The sequence below is a fragment of the Chryseobacterium sp. BGARF1 genome, from assembly GCF_001677955.1.
In the GTDB taxonomy this organism is placed as follows: domain Bacteria; phylum Bacteroidota; class Bacteroidia; order Flavobacteriales; family Weeksellaceae; genus Chryseobacterium.
Map to the genome: position 1 here is coordinate 68,786 of NZ_LELA01000057.1, position 17,721 is coordinate 86,506.

Genomic DNA, 17,721 nt, shown 5'->3' on the forward strand with positions numbered 1-17,721 from the left:
TATATTAGAATGTATGACTTGCTGAAGCAGATAAATACTGCCCGCTTGAAGTTCCTTCTTTTTTAAGTTCACCGTCTACCCAGATCTGAACTTTTAAAGTAGATGAAGCGCTCGCTCCTATCGCATTTACGGCAACATTTGCATTGAAAGCTCCTGCTTCAGTTGTGATTTCAGGGCTCGTCCATGTTGTTCCGCTTAAACTGGTTGCAGTAGTAGGATTTCCATCAATCCCGTAAACTGCAATATCAATATTACTTCCTGAAGATGCTTCTGCTTTGAAAACTACTTTATGCGTTTTGTTGGTTCCAGGAATATTGTCATCGTCATCATTATTGCTGCAAGATGTGACAAAGCCAAAAACCAACGCTGCCATCACCATTACGAATGAGCCTTTCAATACGTTTTTCAATTTCATTTTTTTCATAATTTCTCTTGTTAAATATTACTGTTAATTTTAATTTGTAATCTTTCTGATTTAGTACCTGCAAAACTATGACTGTCTGAAAAGGCAATCAATCCTTAGAATTAAGGAAAATATTCTACCTGATTTTAGGTATTTTTCAATTCTGAATTTTTCACTAAATTGTCGAGTTTTATTTTAAATAATGAAATTGAGACAATGAAGAACCACCTTATCACCATCTGTGTTTTTTTATCTACTTATATACACTCGCAGCAACTCATTCGGCTTAATGAGAAAGCCTATTCAGACAGTCTGAAAACGGTTGTAAACAGTAAGGTTGACAACAATGCCAAAGCGAATTCATATTTCTTATTATCAAACTTTTATAGAAATACAGACTCACTTTTAAGTAAAAGTTATTTAGAAAAAGGGAAAGCTTTAAGTGCGAAAACACCTTTAAATACAGCGAAATATCATTATTATGAAGGTTGGCATTTTTTAGAAAGCAACAAAGAAAAAGCAGCAGTCTCATTTCAAAAAGCCATACAGGAATTTTCTAAAATTAAAATTGAAGAATCTGATTTTTTTATTGCTTCATCATGGTACAATTACGGTGTAACCCAGAAAAACAAAGAAGGCTATCCTTTTTTGGTGAAAATTCTGGTTGAAAAAAGCATTCCGCAGATTGAAAAATATAAGCATAATAAAACTTTAGGACAATTCTATTCTCAGCTAGCCATCATTCTTACGTATAACGCCGAGTTTGCAAAAGCTTTTGAATACAACACAAAAGCCATCAAAATATTAGAAAAAAATGCACCCCACTCTCCGGAATTGTTTTTTGCTTACCTAAACACTGCAAGTAATTTTTGTTATCAGGCAAAAGGTGACGAGGCAAAAAAATATTTAGATAAAGCCGAAAAACTCATTCAGCCTTATCCGGAATCGAATTCAAACGCCTCTTTTTATTATGGAAAAACACTTTACTTCATCACCAAACAGAAAAATGAAGAAGCACTTCCAATGATTGAAAAAGGCTTGGTTTATGCTAAAAGATCCCGCCAAAATCTGTTAACACAGATGTTTTACATGAATAAATATGATATTTTAAGGAAGCAAAATAAACTGAATGAAGCGAAAAATGTTCTGGAAAATATCTTATCAGAAAAGACACTCATCATTGATGCAAATAACAGAAAAGCTTTTTACAACCAGCTTTCAAGCCTTAATGAGCAAATGGGAAATCTTAAAGAAGCTTTGATCTGGGAAAAGAAATATTCAAAATTAAATGACAGTTTAAATTCTGAAAATGTAAAGCTCGAGCTCAATACACTGGAAACAAAATTCAGAACTGCAGAAAAGCAAAAAGAAATTGCTAATCTGAATACAGAAAAAGCGCAAAAAGAACTGGAAATCAACAAGAAAAATCAATATTTATGGTTATTGGTTTTTGCATCACTATTCCTTCTTATTTTAATTATTTCCATTTATTTCTACACTAAAAAATTAGCCAAAGAAAAAGAAATCAACCATTCTCAAAAACTGAAAGAAATCGCTCAACAGGAAGAATTAAAAATAACAAAAGCGATTCTGGAAGGTGAAGAAAAAGAAAGAGAAAGGGTAGGAAAAGATCTTCACGACGGACTTGGAGGAATGCTTGCAGGCGTGAAAATAAATTTTTCAGCGTGGGCTTCGCAAAATTTAAATCCCGAAAACAAGCAAAACTTCAATCAAATTTTAAATCAACTGGATTATTCGGTAACCGAGCTTAGAAATATTGCCAGAAATCTGATGCCTGAATCTCTTTTAAAGTTTGGTTTAGAAACGGCTTTAAAAGACCTTACCGAATTTTACGCCAGAAAAGATCTACATATTGACTTTCAGCCTATTGACATTAACACCAATCTTCCTTTGGCGGTACAGATTAATATTTTTAGGATCGTACAGGAAATTTTAGCTAATGCAGTGAAACATTCTGAAGCAAAAAACATATTGCTGCAATGCTCTCAATCTGAGGACGTATTTTTAATTACCATTGAAGATGATGGCAAAGGTTTTTCACAAGATCCTTCACCAACCAAAAGTATGGGACTTCACAATCTAAAAACCCGCGTGGATTATTTAAAAGGCAAAATGGAGATCAATTCTGATGATGAAGGAACGGCAATCAATATAGAACTCAATACGCATGCAATCTCATAAAATCAACATCGTCATTGTAGATGACCATCCTATCGTTATTGAAGGGTTGAAAATCATGTTATCTCACAAACCTTTTTTTCACATTGCAAAAACGTTTACAAACGGTGGTGAGGTCATTCAGTTTATTAAATCAAATGAAGTAGATATTATTTTGCTCGATATTTCTTTACCCGACATCAGCGGAATTCAGCTATGTGAAGAAATTAAAAAAATATCTCCGAAAACGTCGGTCATTATGTTCAGCAACCGTTCGGAAAGAAGCATTATTATGCAGTGTATACAAAACGGAGCCAGCGGTTATTTGTTGAAAAATGTTTCTTTGGAAGAATTAATGGATTGTTTTCACGGCGCCCTTTCCGGAAATATTGTTTTCTGTAACGAAACCAAAAATATCATCAGTAAACCTTCACCACAGGAATTGACCACTACTCCACGCTTAACAAAACGCGAAAAACAGATTCTACAGTTTTTAGCCAAAGGAAAAACAAGCAATGAAATTGCAGACGAACTTTTTTTAAGCCCTTTAACTGTTGACACCCACCGTAAAAATATACTTCAGAAATTTGGTGCTAAAAATTCTGCTGAGTTGGTGAATATGGCGATACAGCAGAATATGATATTGGAATAAAAAAACTACTTTAGTCTTCAATAATTGATAGTCTTTATGAAATATTTACTCTTTATTTTATTTGTTTCTTTTAATTTTTTGCCTGCACAGCAAAATATTGAATATGATAAAATTTTAAAAATCGAAAACCTTAAATTTCATGAAAAGGAAATCCGTGTTTATAAAAAATACGGAACTTCAACAGGTTTAGAACTTTTCAGATTTTATGAGGATGAGAAGGAAAATTGGAAAGCTGAATTTTATAATACAGTTGCTAGAACAAATAATAAAGATGAAGTTAAAATTTGGACAAGAAAATCAAAATTAAATTCTCTGAAAAATTTTGAGATGTTGTGGCTACAGTTTTTGGATACTAATATTATTCATCTTCCAAAATGGGAAGTTTTTGAATATAAACTTAAAAAGGTGAATAAGGATTATCAAATTGAAGATGGTGAAATATATTCATCTACATCAAGACTTTCTGTACTTGACGGTCAATCTTTTTACGTACAAATTAAACGAGGAAAAGCAGAAAACCAATTTAACTACTCTAATCCTGAATCATATTTAGAAAAATATCCAAACGTAGATGAGTTGCTTTCTTTTAAAGAACTTTTAGATTTAATCAGAACTGAATTTAAAGTTTTTGAAAAAGATTAAAGCGCATTTTCTTCCTAATAGATTTTGATATAAAAAAAGACACATTTGTCCCATCCTGTTTTGGTTTACTCTAAAATCCCGCCCGACGAGGCAAACTGATTTCAAGGGAAGTAAATATGGCTGTACATTTGTCTGCCCCTAATTTGCGGGAGCTAAAACGGCCGCCTGACAGAGCAATCTTTTACAGGTTGAGCAAAAACAGTCACCAAACAACCTCACTTTTTACGAATTCCACAAAAAAACCTCTGAAATCATTCAGAGGTTTATAACTTTTAATATAATCATTACTCTAAAAATAGAATTGCATCCTATCCTTTAGTAAGCCGTCCCGTTGGGACTTTTGTAGATTAGTGCATTGCTTCACTCAAATCTATTTTTTCTTTGCTCTTCCGTTCTTTTATAAATAATATAAAAGGAATACAAATTAAGAAAGCTATTCCTAAATAGAGGAAAACATCCATATAAGAAAGCACCGTTGCCTGTTTGGTGACCGTCATATCCAAAACTTTGTAAGCGGCATTCATTGCATTATCGGGTGTCATTCCTTTGGCGATGAAATTAGCTTTTAACCCCGCGAGTCGCTGCTGTACATCAAAGCTGTCGCTATCTAAGTGGGAAATTAAATTTACCCTATATTTCTGACTAGCGTTGGCAATAAATGTTGTAATGGCAGCAATTCCGAAAGAACCACCAAGCTGTCTCATCATTCCTGTAAAAGCTGCACCCTGACCAATTTCCTGACCTTTCAATGTGCTTAATGACAAAGAGGTGATTGGAATAAATAGTAAACCAAGTCCCATTCCTCGTACGATTAGCATCCAGAAAAAGGCTTCTTTACTGGTGTCCGGTGTCAGAATTTTGTAGCCCCAGAAACTGTAAACGAAGAATATAAATAATCCCAAGGAAACTAAGATCTGTTGTTTCACCCCTTTCGTTAATAATTTACCAATAATCGGCATCATGAAAGCAGTAGTTAAAGCTGCAGGAATCATTAGTGCTCCAGATTGTAGTGCCGTCCACCCCAAAACACTTTGGGTGTAGAGCGGAACAATAAAAGTAGAACCATACAAACCAAAACCTAAAACAAATGACATTGCCGTTCCTATCCTCAGATTTCCATTTTTCAAAACCCGTAATTCTACAATCGGATATTTGCAGGTGAGCTCTCGCCAGAGGAATAATATAAATCCTAAAACGGCAGTTGTAGTGAAGGTAACAATCATTCCGCTTTCGAACCAATCTTCTTCGTGACCTCTTTCCAAAATAAACTGTAAAGATCCTACGGTAAGTGCCAATAAAGCAATTCCGAGCCAATCGACATCTGAAGCTTTACGTTTTTCGGCAAATTTGGGGCTTTTAATAAACTGTAAAGTCATTAAAGTTGCCGCAATACCAATCGGGATATTAATGTAAAAAATATACGGCCAACTGTAATTATCAACAATATATCCTCCTAATGGCGGACCTAAAGTGGGACCAATAATTACTCCCAGACCATAGATTGCCTGCGCCATACTTCTCTTTTCGATAGGATATGATTCTGTAATAATGGTTTGCGAAGTTACAAGCAACGCACCACCACCAATACCTTGGCATAATCTGAAAAATACCAGCTCCCAAATATTATCTGCATTCCCGCAGAGAAATGAAAATATGGTAAAGATTACAATGGAGGCGGCAAAATAATTTCTTCTACCGAACTGCTGTGAAAGCCAGCTCGTCATGGGAACTACAATTACGTTACCAATGGCATACGCTGTAATTACCCAACCTACTTCAGAAAGTGTAGATCCCAAATTACCCTTCATTTCGTTGAGGGCAACATTTACAATCGTGGAATCCACAATTTCAAGCAAAGCACAAAGAATCGCTGTAATCGTAATGATCACTCTTCGGGCTCCATATTCTACTAATGAATCTTGCATTGATTTTTTAATGTATTTTTAAGAAGGCTGAGGTTAATATTTAGGCTGAGTATAACAAATATCTAAAGCTTAAAATCATTATTCCTCATCTTTAAGAATTTATAAAAAGTGAATTGTCAATCGTCAATCAACATCTTTGTCAATTGTACTTCTTTATTTCCCATCTATCATTAATCATCGCCATTATCCTCATCAATCATCCTGCATCTAATTCCTCAACATTCAAAATCGACTTGCCTCAGCAAAATTGACAATTCACTTATTTCAATATTATTTTAAAGAAAGTAATCTGTAAGAGTCATTAAACTTTTTACCTTTTACTTTTTACCCGCTTCTTATTTTAAAGAAACTTCTGCTTTCACATTCATCCCTGTTCTTAATCTTTTTGCAATGTTTGGATCAAGTTTTACAAAATCGATTTTTATAGGAAGTCTCTGTACTACTTTTACAAAGTTTCCACTTGCATTATCCGGAGGCAAAATAGAGAATGTAGATCCTGTTGCCGGAGAGAATGAGCTTACCACTCCTTCAAATTCTGTATCTGGGAAAGCATCAATTTCGATTTTCACTTTTTGTCCTTCTACCATTTTAGCCACCTGAGTTTCTTTGAAGTTTGCAATAACCCATTTTTGGTCATTTTTAACCAAGCTGAATAACTGAGAGCCTGCCTGCAAAAACTGCCCTGCCTGAATAGGAACTTTCCCTACGAAACCGTCTTCTGGAGCTGTAATTACTGTATAAGAAAGATTTAATTTTGCACTTTCTACATCTACTTCTCTCTGCTTTGCTACCGAGCCGGCCACTGAAATTTGCTGAGAGCTTGCTTCTGTTTGTGAAGAAGCAATTCCTGTTTGCTGTGCAATCTGATTTCTTGTATCTACTAAAACCTGTAGTTGCTTATCTGCAGACTGCTTTGCTGCTAAAGCCTGCTCGTACTGCTGTTCTGTAATTGAATGATCTTTTACAAGAACTGAATATCTTTTTAAATCCTGAGAAGTTTTCCAAACGTTTACTTTTGCGGCTTCAATCTGTGCATTAGCGGTTGCTACTGCGGCTTGTGAGCTGTTTATGTTTTTTGAAGTTGCGTTGGTAGAAGACTGAGCAGATGAAATATTGCTTTTCGCTGTTGACAAAGCTGCCTGAGCTTGCTCCAAAGCCATCTTTTGGTCTTTGTTATCTAAAATTACCAAAGTATCTCCCTTCTTTACAAACTGATTGTCTTTCACTTTTACTTCTGCTACATATCCAGAAATCTTAGAAATGACAGGGTTCATATTTGAAGCGATTTGAGCATCATCCGTTTCTTCATGAATTTGCCCGTAAGAATAGGTTTTATATCCATAAATTCCACCTACGACAACGATCACGGCTAAAATGATTGGGAAAACTAAACTTTTTTTCTTTTTTGGTTCAGTTACTTGAGTATTGTTATTTTCCATTTTGGATATTGTTCTGTTTTTATTTGATTGTTAAAGTTCCTGTAGTCTGCAATAGTTTTCTATACGCTAATGCAGCATCTGCTTTTGCATTGATAACGCCTACATTGGCAGCAATCTGAGCCGCATCTGCATCCAATAATTCTGTCATGGTTGCAAGACCGTTATCATATTTGTTTTTTGTAATTCTGTAATTTTCGTTAGCTTGTACCGCTGCTTTTTCGAAAACTGTAATCCTCTTTTTAGAATAATCTGAGTTTTGATATTCTCTGTTGACGTCTAATTTAATATTGTCATTCAACAATTCGTTGGTTGCAGACAATTGCATTTCTCTTGCTTTAGATTGCTTTAAAGAAGAATTTTCTTTCCAAAGATTTGATAAATTGTAAGAAACTCCTACTCCAACATTCACGGCATTGTAAATTGTTAAAAATTTTGGAATATCTGCTGCAACATAACCTCCCGTAAATGCAATAGAAGGAAGGTTTTCTGCTTTTGCAGATTTCGTCCCTAATTCTGCTGCTTTTCTTTGCTGATCTAAAGCTTGCAGATCTTTACGGTTTTCTCTCGCTTCATTCAGATAAAAACTAACAGACTTCACATCATCAGATTCATCTACATAGTTTTGATCAACCTCAATTTCTGTAGTTTCCGGAAGACCAAGAAGCAAATCCATATTGATATTGGCAATATTAAAATTGTTTTTAGCTTCTAATAACTGCAGTTCAATATTTGAAGTCTGAAGATTTGCTTTTAAACGGTCATTTCTTGCAATCACTCCGTTATTTTCAAGTTTAAGAAAAGTTTCGTCTCTTTTTTGAGAAGCCGTAAGGTTTTCTTCTAAAACTTTAATCGATTGGTTGGCTTTAAACAAATTATTATACGCCTGAGCTACATTATAAGCAATGGCAACTTTATCGTTTTCGGTGCTCAATTTTGATGCTTCCACCAAATATTTTGCAGATTCGATTCCGTATTTAATTCTTCCACCGCTGTAAATAGGAACGCTAAGATTTGCCGAACCAAAAGCGACCTGATGAACTTCAGGACCACCTGCACCAGAAACGCCGGGAAGTTTGATGTCAACATTAGGTTTCATCGGCAGATACAAATAACTTGCAGAAACTTTTAATTCCGGAAGCTGTCTGTTTTTTGCTTCCAAAAGATCGGCAGTAGCTTCTTCTATTTTGGCAGCATCTATCTTTAAACTTTTACTGTTCTGGATTCCCAACTGTACCGCCTCATCAAGACTTAACTGTTTTTTTTCCTGAGCATGAGTGTACATCATCCCTGCAAAAAGGGATAGTATAATAGCTGAGTTATTTATTCTCTTCATAACCTAAAAGGTCTTTTAGTATATATTTAATATGTTCTTTGAGTTCGGAATAATATTTTTCTTCAAAAGCTTCCTCGTCATCTGTGTTATTAAGAAATTCTTTATACATTCCTTTGGCATTTGACGCATAAAATAACGTTCCGCTCACCGTTGAATGTAATAAGTAGATGGGTGGATTTTTTGTAAAAATTCCTTTTTCAATTCCACTTTCCAGAATTTTAGAATACATGGAAATGAAACTCATTTTAGTTTCTTTTAAAAACTCTACGATTTGAGGATTTTCTGTATGAAGCTGCTCTCTCTGCATGATTCTGTAAAAACATTTATGATGCCTTATTCTTCCAGCAAACTGATCAACAATTCTTTCAATTTTTTCCCATTCGTTAATATCTGTTCTTTCTAAAATATCTTTAGAAAAAAACTGTCCTTCATTCATCCTGTACTCCACCAATTTCTCGTAAAGCTTTTCTTTAGAACCGAAATAATAAGAAATCATTGAAATATTTACATTGGCAGCTTTAGAAATCTCTCTTGTAGAAGTTCCCTGAAAACCATTTTCAGCAAATAGTTTCTCTGCAGCGAATAATATATTTTCTTCTTTTGAAATCATCTTTGGTAATTTTCGGGTGCAAATGTACAACGCTTTTCTGTTAAAATCAAACGATTGATTGAATTTTTAATTTATTTTTAATTTTCTCTAACTAAAAGCCTACATTTATGTCAATAAAAAAACGTTTTCAATTTCTTGAAAACGTCTGTATCGCTCTATTATAAAACAATTATGTGCTTTTATGAATATATCTTGATAATTTTATTCCCAAATCTGTCCATACAATTTTAGGATTTCCATTTCTTGTTAAATGCAAATCTGCTGTATTTATTTCTTCTAAAATATTAATGATATTTGCCCCACTGATGAATTTTGAAAAACCCGCCCAGTTGAAGCCATTGGCATTAATTTTTTTATACACCAATTCTTCAGACTGATAATTTTGCAACAAAGCCAATCTGAAAATTTCTGAAGCATAATTGAGAAAGTTTTTTTGCTTTTCCCTATTCCAGCTTGCAATCTCTTTTGCCCAAATAATAATGTTTTTAAGATATTCCGGTTTCTTTTTTACCATAAATGCATCACGAACCCATTGTACAAATAGTTTTTCAAACTCTGGATTTTTATCTTGTGAGCTTAAAAATTTTACGGCATCATTGAGGTCTCCCTGTGACTGATGTACAATTTCCTTTCCTTTTTCAGTTGAAACATTAAATTTATTTTTTAAATAAATTTCCAGGTCCTCATCGTTAATTCTTGGAACTTCAATCAGCTGCGTTCTTGATAAAATCGTTGGTAAAATATCGTCACTGCTTTCAGCTGTTAAAAGAATGATTGTCTTTGCCGGTGGTTCTTCTAAAAATTTAAGAAACTTGTTGGATGCTGCGGTGTTCATTTTATCAGCTCGCCAAACGATGAGAATTTTGGTTCCGCCTTCAAAACTTTTTAAAGCAAATTTTTGATTTTGCTCATCAATTTCATCTGCAGAAATAAAGAATTGTTTGTTTTCAGATTCCAAAACGGCAGTCCAGTCATCAAAACTGGCGTAAGGGAAATCTAAAATCATTTCTCTGAATTCCTCAAATTTATTTCTGCTTAATGAATTTCTGTTATCAGTAAAAACCGGAAAACTAAAGTGTAAATCTAAGTGATTGAGGTGCTCTACTTTTGAGGCTGCATGCTCATTTTCACCTTTCAAAATTTCTTTTGCATACGCTAAAACCAAGGGCATCGTTCCGTAACCTTCTTTTCCTATGAAAAGCTGGGCGTGGCTCACTCTGTTTTCGGTAATGCTGTCTTGAAGAAGTTTTTTAAGGTTTTCTTGTCCGGCGATGTTTTCCCAATTCATGTTTCAAAGATAAGAATTTTTGAAAAGGGTAATATATTAAGTCTCAATTTTGCATCGCAAGTGAATAGTTAATTTTAATATCTTTAAAAAATTGACAGCAAATCTAATTCACCATTGACAATTCACTATAAAAACCCTTAACAAAATTTAACCTCAGTAAATTTTTACAATTCATTAATATTTAAGATATTTGCGCATTATTTTAAAAATCTAGAATGAAAAAAATTTTTGTACTATCATTCATTTCAGTGGGGTACTTCCTTAACGCGCAAAGTTTGAGCAACTCACCTTATGCAACTTACGGAATTGGTGATGTAAAATATGATAATACGATTGAAACGTCCTCTATGGGAGGAATTTCAACTGCTTTCATAAGTGATTTCAGCAGTAATTTTAACTTCGGAAACCCTGCGAATAACAGTAATTTTGAGTTAACAAGCATTAAGCTTGAAGCAACTAACGAAAACAATTATTTCAAAACCGACTTTAATAATACAAAGTCTACTAAACACTCTACGTATTTATCTAATATTTCTATCGCCTTTCCTATTTCATCAAAAATAAAAATGGGATTCTTGTATCAGCCATACAGTTCTAAAAGCTATGAGGTAATTCATACAGAAACTATTGGTGACACCTCATATGCAAATAAATTTGAAGGCAGTGGAACTTTAAATACAGCTCAGTTGGCATTGTCTTATAAAATTAACTCTCAATTTGCTGTAGGAGCAAGAGCTAATTATTATTTTGGAAACCTTTACGACATTAATGAATTTACTTCTTCTACTGCAGATTTGGTAAATGGTTATGAAACTAAAAACAGTATTAAAAATTTCAATTTCACATTAGGTACAAGCTATCAAAGTATAGATACACGTAATGATCATAAATTGACAATTGGAGCGACTGCTACCTTTGGTAATACCAGTAATATGACCACTAATTATATCAACAGTACCTACTATTATAGTGATGTTGATACAAAAGCTGGAGAAACAATTATTGACAGCAAAAATAAAAGCTCAAATAATCTTCTTCCTCTTCAGGCTTCAGTCGGTGTAGGATATGGTAGTGAAAACCACTGGTTCTTATCTGGACAGATTGACTATAAAAAAGGTGAATCAATTACTTATTTCGGTAATACTTTCGATTATAAAGACTCTTACAGAATCTCTGCCGGAGGTTGGTATTTACCAAACTACAACAACTTTAGAAGTTATTTCTCAAGAATAGTGTACCGTTATGGTGCTTTCTACGAAAAAGGAAATCTTGAAATTGCAGGAAATAGCATTAATAAATTTGGTATTTCGGGAGGTGTAATGCTACCATTCAAAACCAGCAGTATCACAAGAATGAGTGGTCTAGAAATTGGTGTAGAAGTAGGAAAAAGAGGAACGCTTAAAAACAATTTGATTAATCAGAATTTTGTTAACCTAAAAGTTGGTTTCAATTTTGCTGACAGATGGTTTAGAAAACAGCTTTACAATTAATAATGAATTTCATTTCACATAAAACATTCAAAAATATAGCATACCTTTTTAGTTGTGCTATATTTTTTATATTAACATCCTGCGAAGAAGACCTCACAAAGCTGAATGGAAGCGATAATAAGAACTTTCCGTCTCAGATTATACACAATGCAAAGATTATACAGAGGGATTCTGGTTTTATTACGCTAAAAGCAACCGCTCCTATTATTGAAAAATACGAATTGATTGACAGCCAGTATACTGTTGCCAAAAAAGGAATGAAAATAGAGTTTTTTGATAAAAAAAATCCTAAAAAGCCCGGTAATATTACGGCTAAATATGCAAAGTTGTACGACTATAAAAAATTCTATGAAGCAAGAGGCGATGTAAAAATTCTTACCAGTGATGGCCAAAGATTTGCCACGCAAAGTGTTTTTTGGGATCAAAATAAAAAAAGGATTTATACAAGAGATACTGTTTACGCAACAATGGAAGATGGCTCTACTCTAGTGCACGCCAATGGAATGACTGCCAAAGATGATTTCTCAGAATATAAATTTTTTAATAATTCAGGAGATCTTGATGTAAGCAAAGCTAAAATTGCCCAACCAAGACCTTAATCAATGAAAGTCTATAAAGCAATTGGGTTAATGTCTGGAACCAGTTTAGATGGTTTAGATATTTGTTTTACCAAATTTTGGACAGAAAATTCATGCTGGAAATTTGAAATTCTTAAAGCTGAAACAATTGCTTACTCACAAATCTTAGAAGAACAGCTTAGAAACTCTATCCACTTATCTTCACAAGATTTATTGGCATTACATTCAGAGTACGGTTTTTATTTAGGTAATATCACTAACGATTTCATTAAGAAAAATCAACTTTCAGATATTGATTTAATCGCGTCTCACGGGCATACCGTTTTTCATCAGCCTCATCGGAAATTCACACTTCAGATTGGTGACGGAAGAGCCATAAAGATACAAACGCAAGTTCCTGTAATTTACGATTTCCGGTCTCAGGATGTTTTACTTGGCGGAAATGGTGCGCCTTTAGTTCCCATTGGTGATGAATATTTGTTTTCAGATTACGATGCATGCCTCAATTTAGGAGGTTTCTCTAATATTTCTTTTAAAATTAATAAAGAAAGAATTGCATTTGATATTGCACCGGTCAATATTGTTTTAAATAAATTAGTTCAGGAGTTTGGTCAGAATTATGATAAAAATGGTGATTTAGCAAGAAAAGGAAGCATTAATATTCAATTATTAGAGCAATTGAATTCGCTGGATTTTTACACCTTATCTCATCCAAAATCATTGGGAATAGAATGGTGTAACGAAAATATTTTTCCATTATTTCCAGGAATTGAAAGCTTAGATGTTTTGGCAACTTTTACTGAACATGCTGCTGAGCAGATTTCTAGAATTTTCAATATCCATCAGTTTAAAAAAGTATTTTTTACAGGAGGCGGAACCTACAATAAATACCTTGTCGAAAAAATAAGAAACAAAACAAGCACAGAAATCATTATTCCCGAGAAACAGATTATTGATTTTAAAGAAGCCCTGATCTTTGCTTTTATGGGCGTTCTCAGATTGAATAACGAAACCAATGTTCTTGCTTCTGCAACGGGAAGTTTACACAATCACAGCTCTGGAATTATTGCATAAAAAAACCTTCATTTCTGAAGGTTTTCGTTTTATTTATAAGCTTCTATTTTATCGGTCAAAGCATTGATAAAATTCTGAAGCGGTTTCTCAACCATCATTTTGATAAAAGGATTAAATTTTCCTTCAAAAAGCATCTGTGCTTCAGTTTGAGTTTCGTTCAAAGGTCTTAAAGTTGCCGTAAGTGTAAAATCTAGGCTTGAGCTTGCCGATTTTAAAACAGCTTTTTCATCTGTAACTTCATCTATCTTCAATGCGATTTCAGGCATTCCCTGAAGTCCGAATTTAAAGCCATCTTCTCTGGTTTCAAACTTTTGAAGACCATCTGGCATAAATTCTTTATAATTTTCAGGAGATTTCAGCAACTCAGATAAATCTTTAGATGATTTATTGACAATAATTTTTCGTCCTTCTAAATTCATTTTTTATTTTTGTATTTAAATTATTACAAATGTATAAAGTTTTTGTGAACGAAAAAAAATTATTGATATCTAAGAACCCTGAAAACTTAGAGAAAGTCTTAAATTACGAAAGTTTCACAACTTTAGAAATTGCGCTGGATCTTCTTCAGAACACATCAACTTCTGAGCTGAATGTATATGGCGAACAAATTGATGAGATTTGGAAAGAATTTAAAAAACTTTTCAGAATTATTGAAGCAGCCGGAGGAATTGTAAACAAACCAAACGGCGATATCCTTTTCATCAGAAGATTAGGAAAATGGGATCTTCCTAAAGGCAAAATGGAAAAAGGAGAATCTCGTGAAGAATCTGCGATAAGGGAAATTGAGGAAGAAACCAATCTTCAGAATGTAGAGCTTCGGGATTTTATTAATACCACCTATCATATTTATATCGAAAGAAACGGTGACCGTGTTTTGAAACACACGCATTGGTTTGAAATGTTTTTTGACGGTGAAGACACTTCCAAACCCCAACTGGAAGAAGGTATCACAGAAGTAGCCTGGAAAAACACGACTCAAATCGAGAATGAAGTTTTTCCAAACACTTTCCAGAATATAAAATTGATTATTAATGAATTTTGGGATACAAAATCTAAATAAAATCGATTGCTTTTTCTAAAGAAATTCCTCGTGAGGCTTTAAGAAGAATGTTTTCTGAATTAATTTTATTGTCTTTTAAATATTGAATTAATTCATCTGTACTTTCAAAAGCCACAGAATTTTTGTTGACACTTTTAAATTGTTTCCCGACTGTAATAATTTCGTTAAAACCTAAGTCTTGAGCTAATTTAAGAATATTTTGATGCTCTTTTTCACTTTCATCACCCAACTCCAGCATATCGCCGATAACGATTGTTTTTGAGCCTTCAAAAGTGATAAAATTATGCAATGAAGCAGACATCGAACTTGGATTAGCATTGTAAGTATCTAAAACTAAAGTTTTATTATCTTTTTTTACAATTTGAGAACGCATATTCGTTGGAGTATATGATTCTAGCGCCGATTGTATTTCATCAAAATTTAGTCCAAAATTCAGCCCAAAACTTGCAGCAGCACATAGATTGGTAAAATTATATTCTCCCGTAAGTTTTGATAAAGCTTTTTGATTTTGATACTGTACACCCACAAAATTATGTTCTGAAAAAGCCTCAAAGTAATAATCGGAATCTACTTTTCCAAAGGTTATTTTTAGGGTATAATCCTGTGTTTTTTCTAATTGAATTGAATCATTCTCATTAATTAAAATAGTTTGATTTGTATTTTTAAGATAATCATACAATTCAGACTTACCCTTTATAACCCCTTCAAAACCTCCAAAGCCTTCTAAATGCGCTTTGCCAAAATTGGTAATATATCCAAAATTTGGTCGTGCAATACTACAAAGCAGTTCAATTTCTTTCTGGTGATTAGCACCCATTTCTATGACCGCCATTTCGTATTCTGGCTTTATAGAAAGTATTGTTAACGGAACTCCAATGTGATTGTTTAAATTTCCGAAAGTGTACTGTACATTATATTTTTTTGACAATACAGCATGAATAAGCTCTTTGGTGGTCGTCTTACCATTACTCCCAGTAAGACCAATGATTGGAATATTTAATTGATTTCTATGATGTACAGACAATTCCTGTAAAAACTCTAAAGTTGAAGGTACATAAAAAATATTTTTTTCTAAGTTTTCAAATTCTTTATTTTCAATGATAACAGCTAGAGCACCTTGGTCAATCGCTTTTTCAGCTAAAGTTGCCGCATCAAAATTATCACCTGAAAAAGCAAAGAAAATATCATTTTTCTCTATTTTTCTGCTATCAATCGTTACTTTTTCTGCCTTTAAAAAGATTGGGTAAAACTGTTCTGTATTCATTTGAAAATATATGTTTTTTTTCGGAGGTCGTATGCATGATAAAATCTATCCTAATTTTACATTTTTAGCGACATGATTCCATGGTTCAAAAATAAAAAAACCTCCTGAAAATACAGGAGGTTTTTTATAAGTATTTTGATAAATATTATCTTCTTGTTCTAGCTTTGTCGCTTACTCTCGCATCTTGTGCAACACGGAAACCGATCCAACCATAACCAGCTGACTGATTTTTGTATCTTCTCTGTCCCGGATCCAACCAATATGCTGAATCTTGCCAAGAACCACCTTTCACAACTCTGATATCATTAGAGATTGCAGAAGTTCTGTCTTTTGTATCTTTTTGTAGAATCACTCTACCATTGGTATCCACTACAAATTTCTTAGCAGGAGAATTGTACATGTCATATGATGCAGCAGAATCGCTTGCGTTTCTATAATCTAATGAAGACTGCTTGTCACCATCCATATAGTTTCTGTAATCTGCAAGAGTTTGTCTTTCGAACTGACCAGGTAAGTTTTTGTAAACTAATCTTCCGTCTGCCAAAGTATCATATTTCATATTACCTTCTTCAACCATTTTGTAAGTTCCGTCACCGTTTCTTACGATAGCTTGAGGCATATTTCCTCTATAATAATTGAAGTCGCTACCCGATTCGTCGATGATTGGTCTGTAAACATCTGCCGTCCATTCAGCCACGTTTCCAAACATACCATAAATACCGATATTGTTTGAAGGGAATTGTCTTACATCTGCTGTTTGAGCAGCACCATCATTTTTCCATCCAGCAGGACCTGAGTAATCACCTCTTCCTTGCTTGAAGTTTTCAAGGATCATTCCTCTATTTTTACCTTTGGTACCTCTAAGAAGGTCTACCTGAGGTTTTTTCTCTAAGTAACTGTTGTACTCTCTGTTTTTTTCCATACCCAAAGCAGCAAATTCCCACTCTACTTCAGAAGGAAGTCTGAATTTGGTAACCATCGCTGCATTTGGAGCTCCGTTTGCAGCTTGAATTCTTTGGTTGGTCGTTTTCATACCAGTCCTTTGATTCAATCTTTGTTGGTTGATGTACCCTTGCATTTCAGGATCATTCGATTTGAATTTATCCATATTGAAAGCGGTACCACCTTGGTTATTAGATTCGTTGATGTACAAATCTTTTGCAATAACACCTGCCTGCATCAAAGCTTTTTCGTTTGCTCTGTCTGTCAACCATTCGCAATATCTGTTTGCTTGAGTCCAAGAAACTCCTACTACTGGGTAATAATCATAGTTTTGATCTCTGAAATAAGTTTCGTTAAGATCATTTCTAGATAATTTATTATCCCATAACAAAGTATCCGGCAAAGCACCGTTGTAAATCTCTTTATAACTAGGATCACTTGGAGGGAATACATACTTCAACCATGTAAGGTATTCGCGGTATTCGTAGTTAGTAATCTCAGTTTCACCGATAAAGAAAGAGCTAACCTGCATTCTGCGAGGCGAGTTATTCCAATCGTGCATTACATCATCTTTCACTAATCCCATTGTAAAAGTTCCCCCTTCGACATATACCATTCCCGGCCAACCTTTTTGCTTCTGTTGCTTTCCTGCAAAGAACCAACCCTGTTTTTCGTTTGGTTTCCAACCTGTCTTGCTGACAAATTTTTTAGTACCCCCGCCTCCGGAAGTTCCTGAACCACCACAGCTGGTTAATGCAAGTGTAGAACTCAATGCTATTAATGAAAACAACTTTAGTTTTTTCATAGTCGATATAAATATTATTCAAAGTACAAAGAAAAAAT

General features: G+C 33.9%; 16 protein-coding genes. 7 read left to right on the plus strand and 9 right to left on the minus strand.

Features of this window, described 5'->3' with window-relative positions; genetic code table 11:
• Nucleotides 1–4 precede the first annotated feature (4 nt).
• A complete protein-coding gene (locus AB671_RS11570) occupies nt 5–424 on the minus strand; it encodes a hypothetical protein (protein ID WP_066676143.1) in 420 nt (139 codons plus the stop codon).
• Between the two features lie 195 nt (nt 425–619).
• Between AB671_RS11570 and AB671_RS11575 the strand changes: the two genes are divergently transcribed.
• From AB671_RS11575 to AB671_RS11585, 3 genes are read left to right on the plus strand one after another with little or no spacing between them, the layout of a single operon-like run.
• Nucleotides 620–2,605: a sensor histidine kinase gene (locus AB671_RS11575; protein WP_066676145.1), complete on the plus strand. Its 1,986-nt coding sequence runs from the start codon at nt 620–622 to the stop codon at nt 2,603–2,605.
• On the plus strand, nt 2,592–3,233 hold the full coding sequence (locus AB671_RS11580) for a response regulator (protein ID WP_066676147.1): 642 nt from the start codon (nt 2,592–2,594) through the stop codon (nt 3,231–3,233). The genes AB671_RS11575 and AB671_RS11580 overlap by 14 nt, the downstream gene beginning before the upstream one ends.
• A gap of 36 nt (nt 3,234–3,269) precedes the next feature.
• On the plus strand, nt 3,270–3,875 hold the full coding sequence (locus AB671_RS11585; RefSeq protein ID WP_066676149.1) for a hypothetical protein: 606 nt from the start codon (nt 3,270–3,272) through the stop codon (nt 3,873–3,875).
• 347 nt (nt 3,876–4,222) lie between these two features.
• On the opposite strand, the gene AB671_RS11590 is transcribed toward AB671_RS11585, so the two are convergent.
• From AB671_RS11590 to AB671_RS11610, 5 genes are all read right to left on the minus strand, one after another.
• Nucleotides 4,223–5,800, minus strand: coding sequence for a DHA2 family efflux MFS transporter permease subunit (locus tag AB671_RS11590; protein WP_066676151.1), 1,578 nt, complete (start codon nt 5,798–5,800; stop codon nt 4,223–4,225).
• Between the two features lie 335 nt (nt 5,801–6,135).
• Nucleotides 6,136–7,239: an HlyD family secretion protein gene (locus AB671_RS11595; RefSeq protein ID WP_066676153.1), complete on the minus strand. Its 1,104-nt coding sequence runs from the start codon at nt 7,237–7,239 to the stop codon at nt 6,136–6,138.
• 19 nt (nt 7,240–7,258) lie between these two features.
• Complete coding sequence (locus tag AB671_RS11600; protein WP_066676155.1) at nt 7,259–8,572, minus strand: TolC family protein; 1,314 nt, start codon at nt 8,570–8,572, stop codon at nt 7,259–7,261.
• The gene (locus tag AB671_RS11605; RefSeq protein WP_066676157.1) at nt 8,556–9,182 is read right to left on the minus strand and encodes a TetR/AcrR family transcriptional regulator; all 627 of its coding nucleotides are present in this window, start codon (nt 9,180–9,182) and stop codon (nt 8,556–8,558) included. Before AB671_RS11605 ends, AB671_RS11600 begins: the two co-directional genes overlap by 17 nt.
• 169 nt (nt 9,183–9,351) lie before the next feature.
• Nucleotides 9,352–10,470, minus strand: coding sequence for an ATP-binding protein (locus AB671_RS11610; protein ID WP_066676158.1), 1,119 nt, complete (start codon nt 10,468–10,470; stop codon nt 9,352–9,354).
• A gap of 215 nt (nt 10,471–10,685) precedes the next feature.
• On the opposite strand from AB671_RS11610, the gene AB671_RS11615 reads away from it, so the two are divergent.
• The 3 genes from AB671_RS11615 to AB671_RS11625 are packed head-to-tail and all read left to right on the plus strand — an operon-like array spanning nt 10,686 to nt 13,612.
• Nucleotides 10,686–11,960: a hypothetical protein gene (locus AB671_RS11615; RefSeq protein ID WP_066676159.1), complete on the plus strand. Its 1,275-nt coding sequence runs from the start codon at nt 10,686–10,688 to the stop codon at nt 11,958–11,960.
• Nucleotides 11,961–11,962: 2 nt separating this feature from the next.
• Nucleotides 11,963–12,559: an LPS export ABC transporter periplasmic protein LptC gene (lptC, locus tag AB671_RS11620; protein WP_066676160.1), complete on the plus strand. Its 597-nt coding sequence runs from the start codon at nt 11,963–11,965 to the stop codon at nt 12,557–12,559.
• 3 nt (nt 12,560–12,562) lie between these two features.
• Entirely contained in the window at nt 12,563–13,612 is a 1,050-nt protein-coding gene (locus AB671_RS11625) for an anhydro-N-acetylmuramic acid kinase (protein WP_066676161.1), read from the plus strand.
• A 29-nt stretch (nt 13,613–13,641) separates the two neighbouring features.
• Here the strand turns inward: AB671_RS11625 and AB671_RS11630 are convergent, their stop codons facing one another.
• Complete coding sequence (locus tag AB671_RS11630) at nt 13,642–14,031, minus strand: orotate phosphoribosyltransferase (protein ID WP_066676163.1); 390 nt, start codon at nt 14,029–14,031, stop codon at nt 13,642–13,644.
• A gap of 29 nt (nt 14,032–14,060) precedes the next feature.
• Between AB671_RS11630 and AB671_RS11635 the strand changes: the two genes are divergently transcribed.
• Complete coding sequence (locus AB671_RS11635) at nt 14,061–14,672, plus strand: NUDIX hydrolase (protein ID WP_066676165.1); 612 nt, start codon at nt 14,061–14,063, stop codon at nt 14,670–14,672.
• Here the strand turns inward: AB671_RS11635 and AB671_RS11640 are convergent.
• Both AB671_RS11640 and gldJ read right to left on the minus strand, forming a co-directional pair.
• Nucleotides 14,665–15,936, minus strand: a complete 1,272-nt coding sequence (locus AB671_RS11640) for a UDP-N-acetylmuramoyl-tripeptide--D-alanyl-D-alanine ligase (protein ID WP_066676167.1) — start codon at nt 15,934–15,936, stop codon at nt 14,665–14,667. The two genes, AB671_RS11635 and AB671_RS11640, sit on opposite strands and share 8 nt — an antisense overlap.
• A 145-nt stretch (nt 15,937–16,081) precedes the next feature.
• Nucleotides 16,082–17,683, minus strand: a complete 1,602-nt coding sequence (gene gldJ, locus AB671_RS11645; protein ID WP_066676169.1) for a gliding motility lipoprotein GldJ — start codon at nt 17,681–17,683, stop codon at nt 16,082–16,084.
• Between the last annotated feature and the right edge of the window lie 38 nt (nt 17,684–17,721).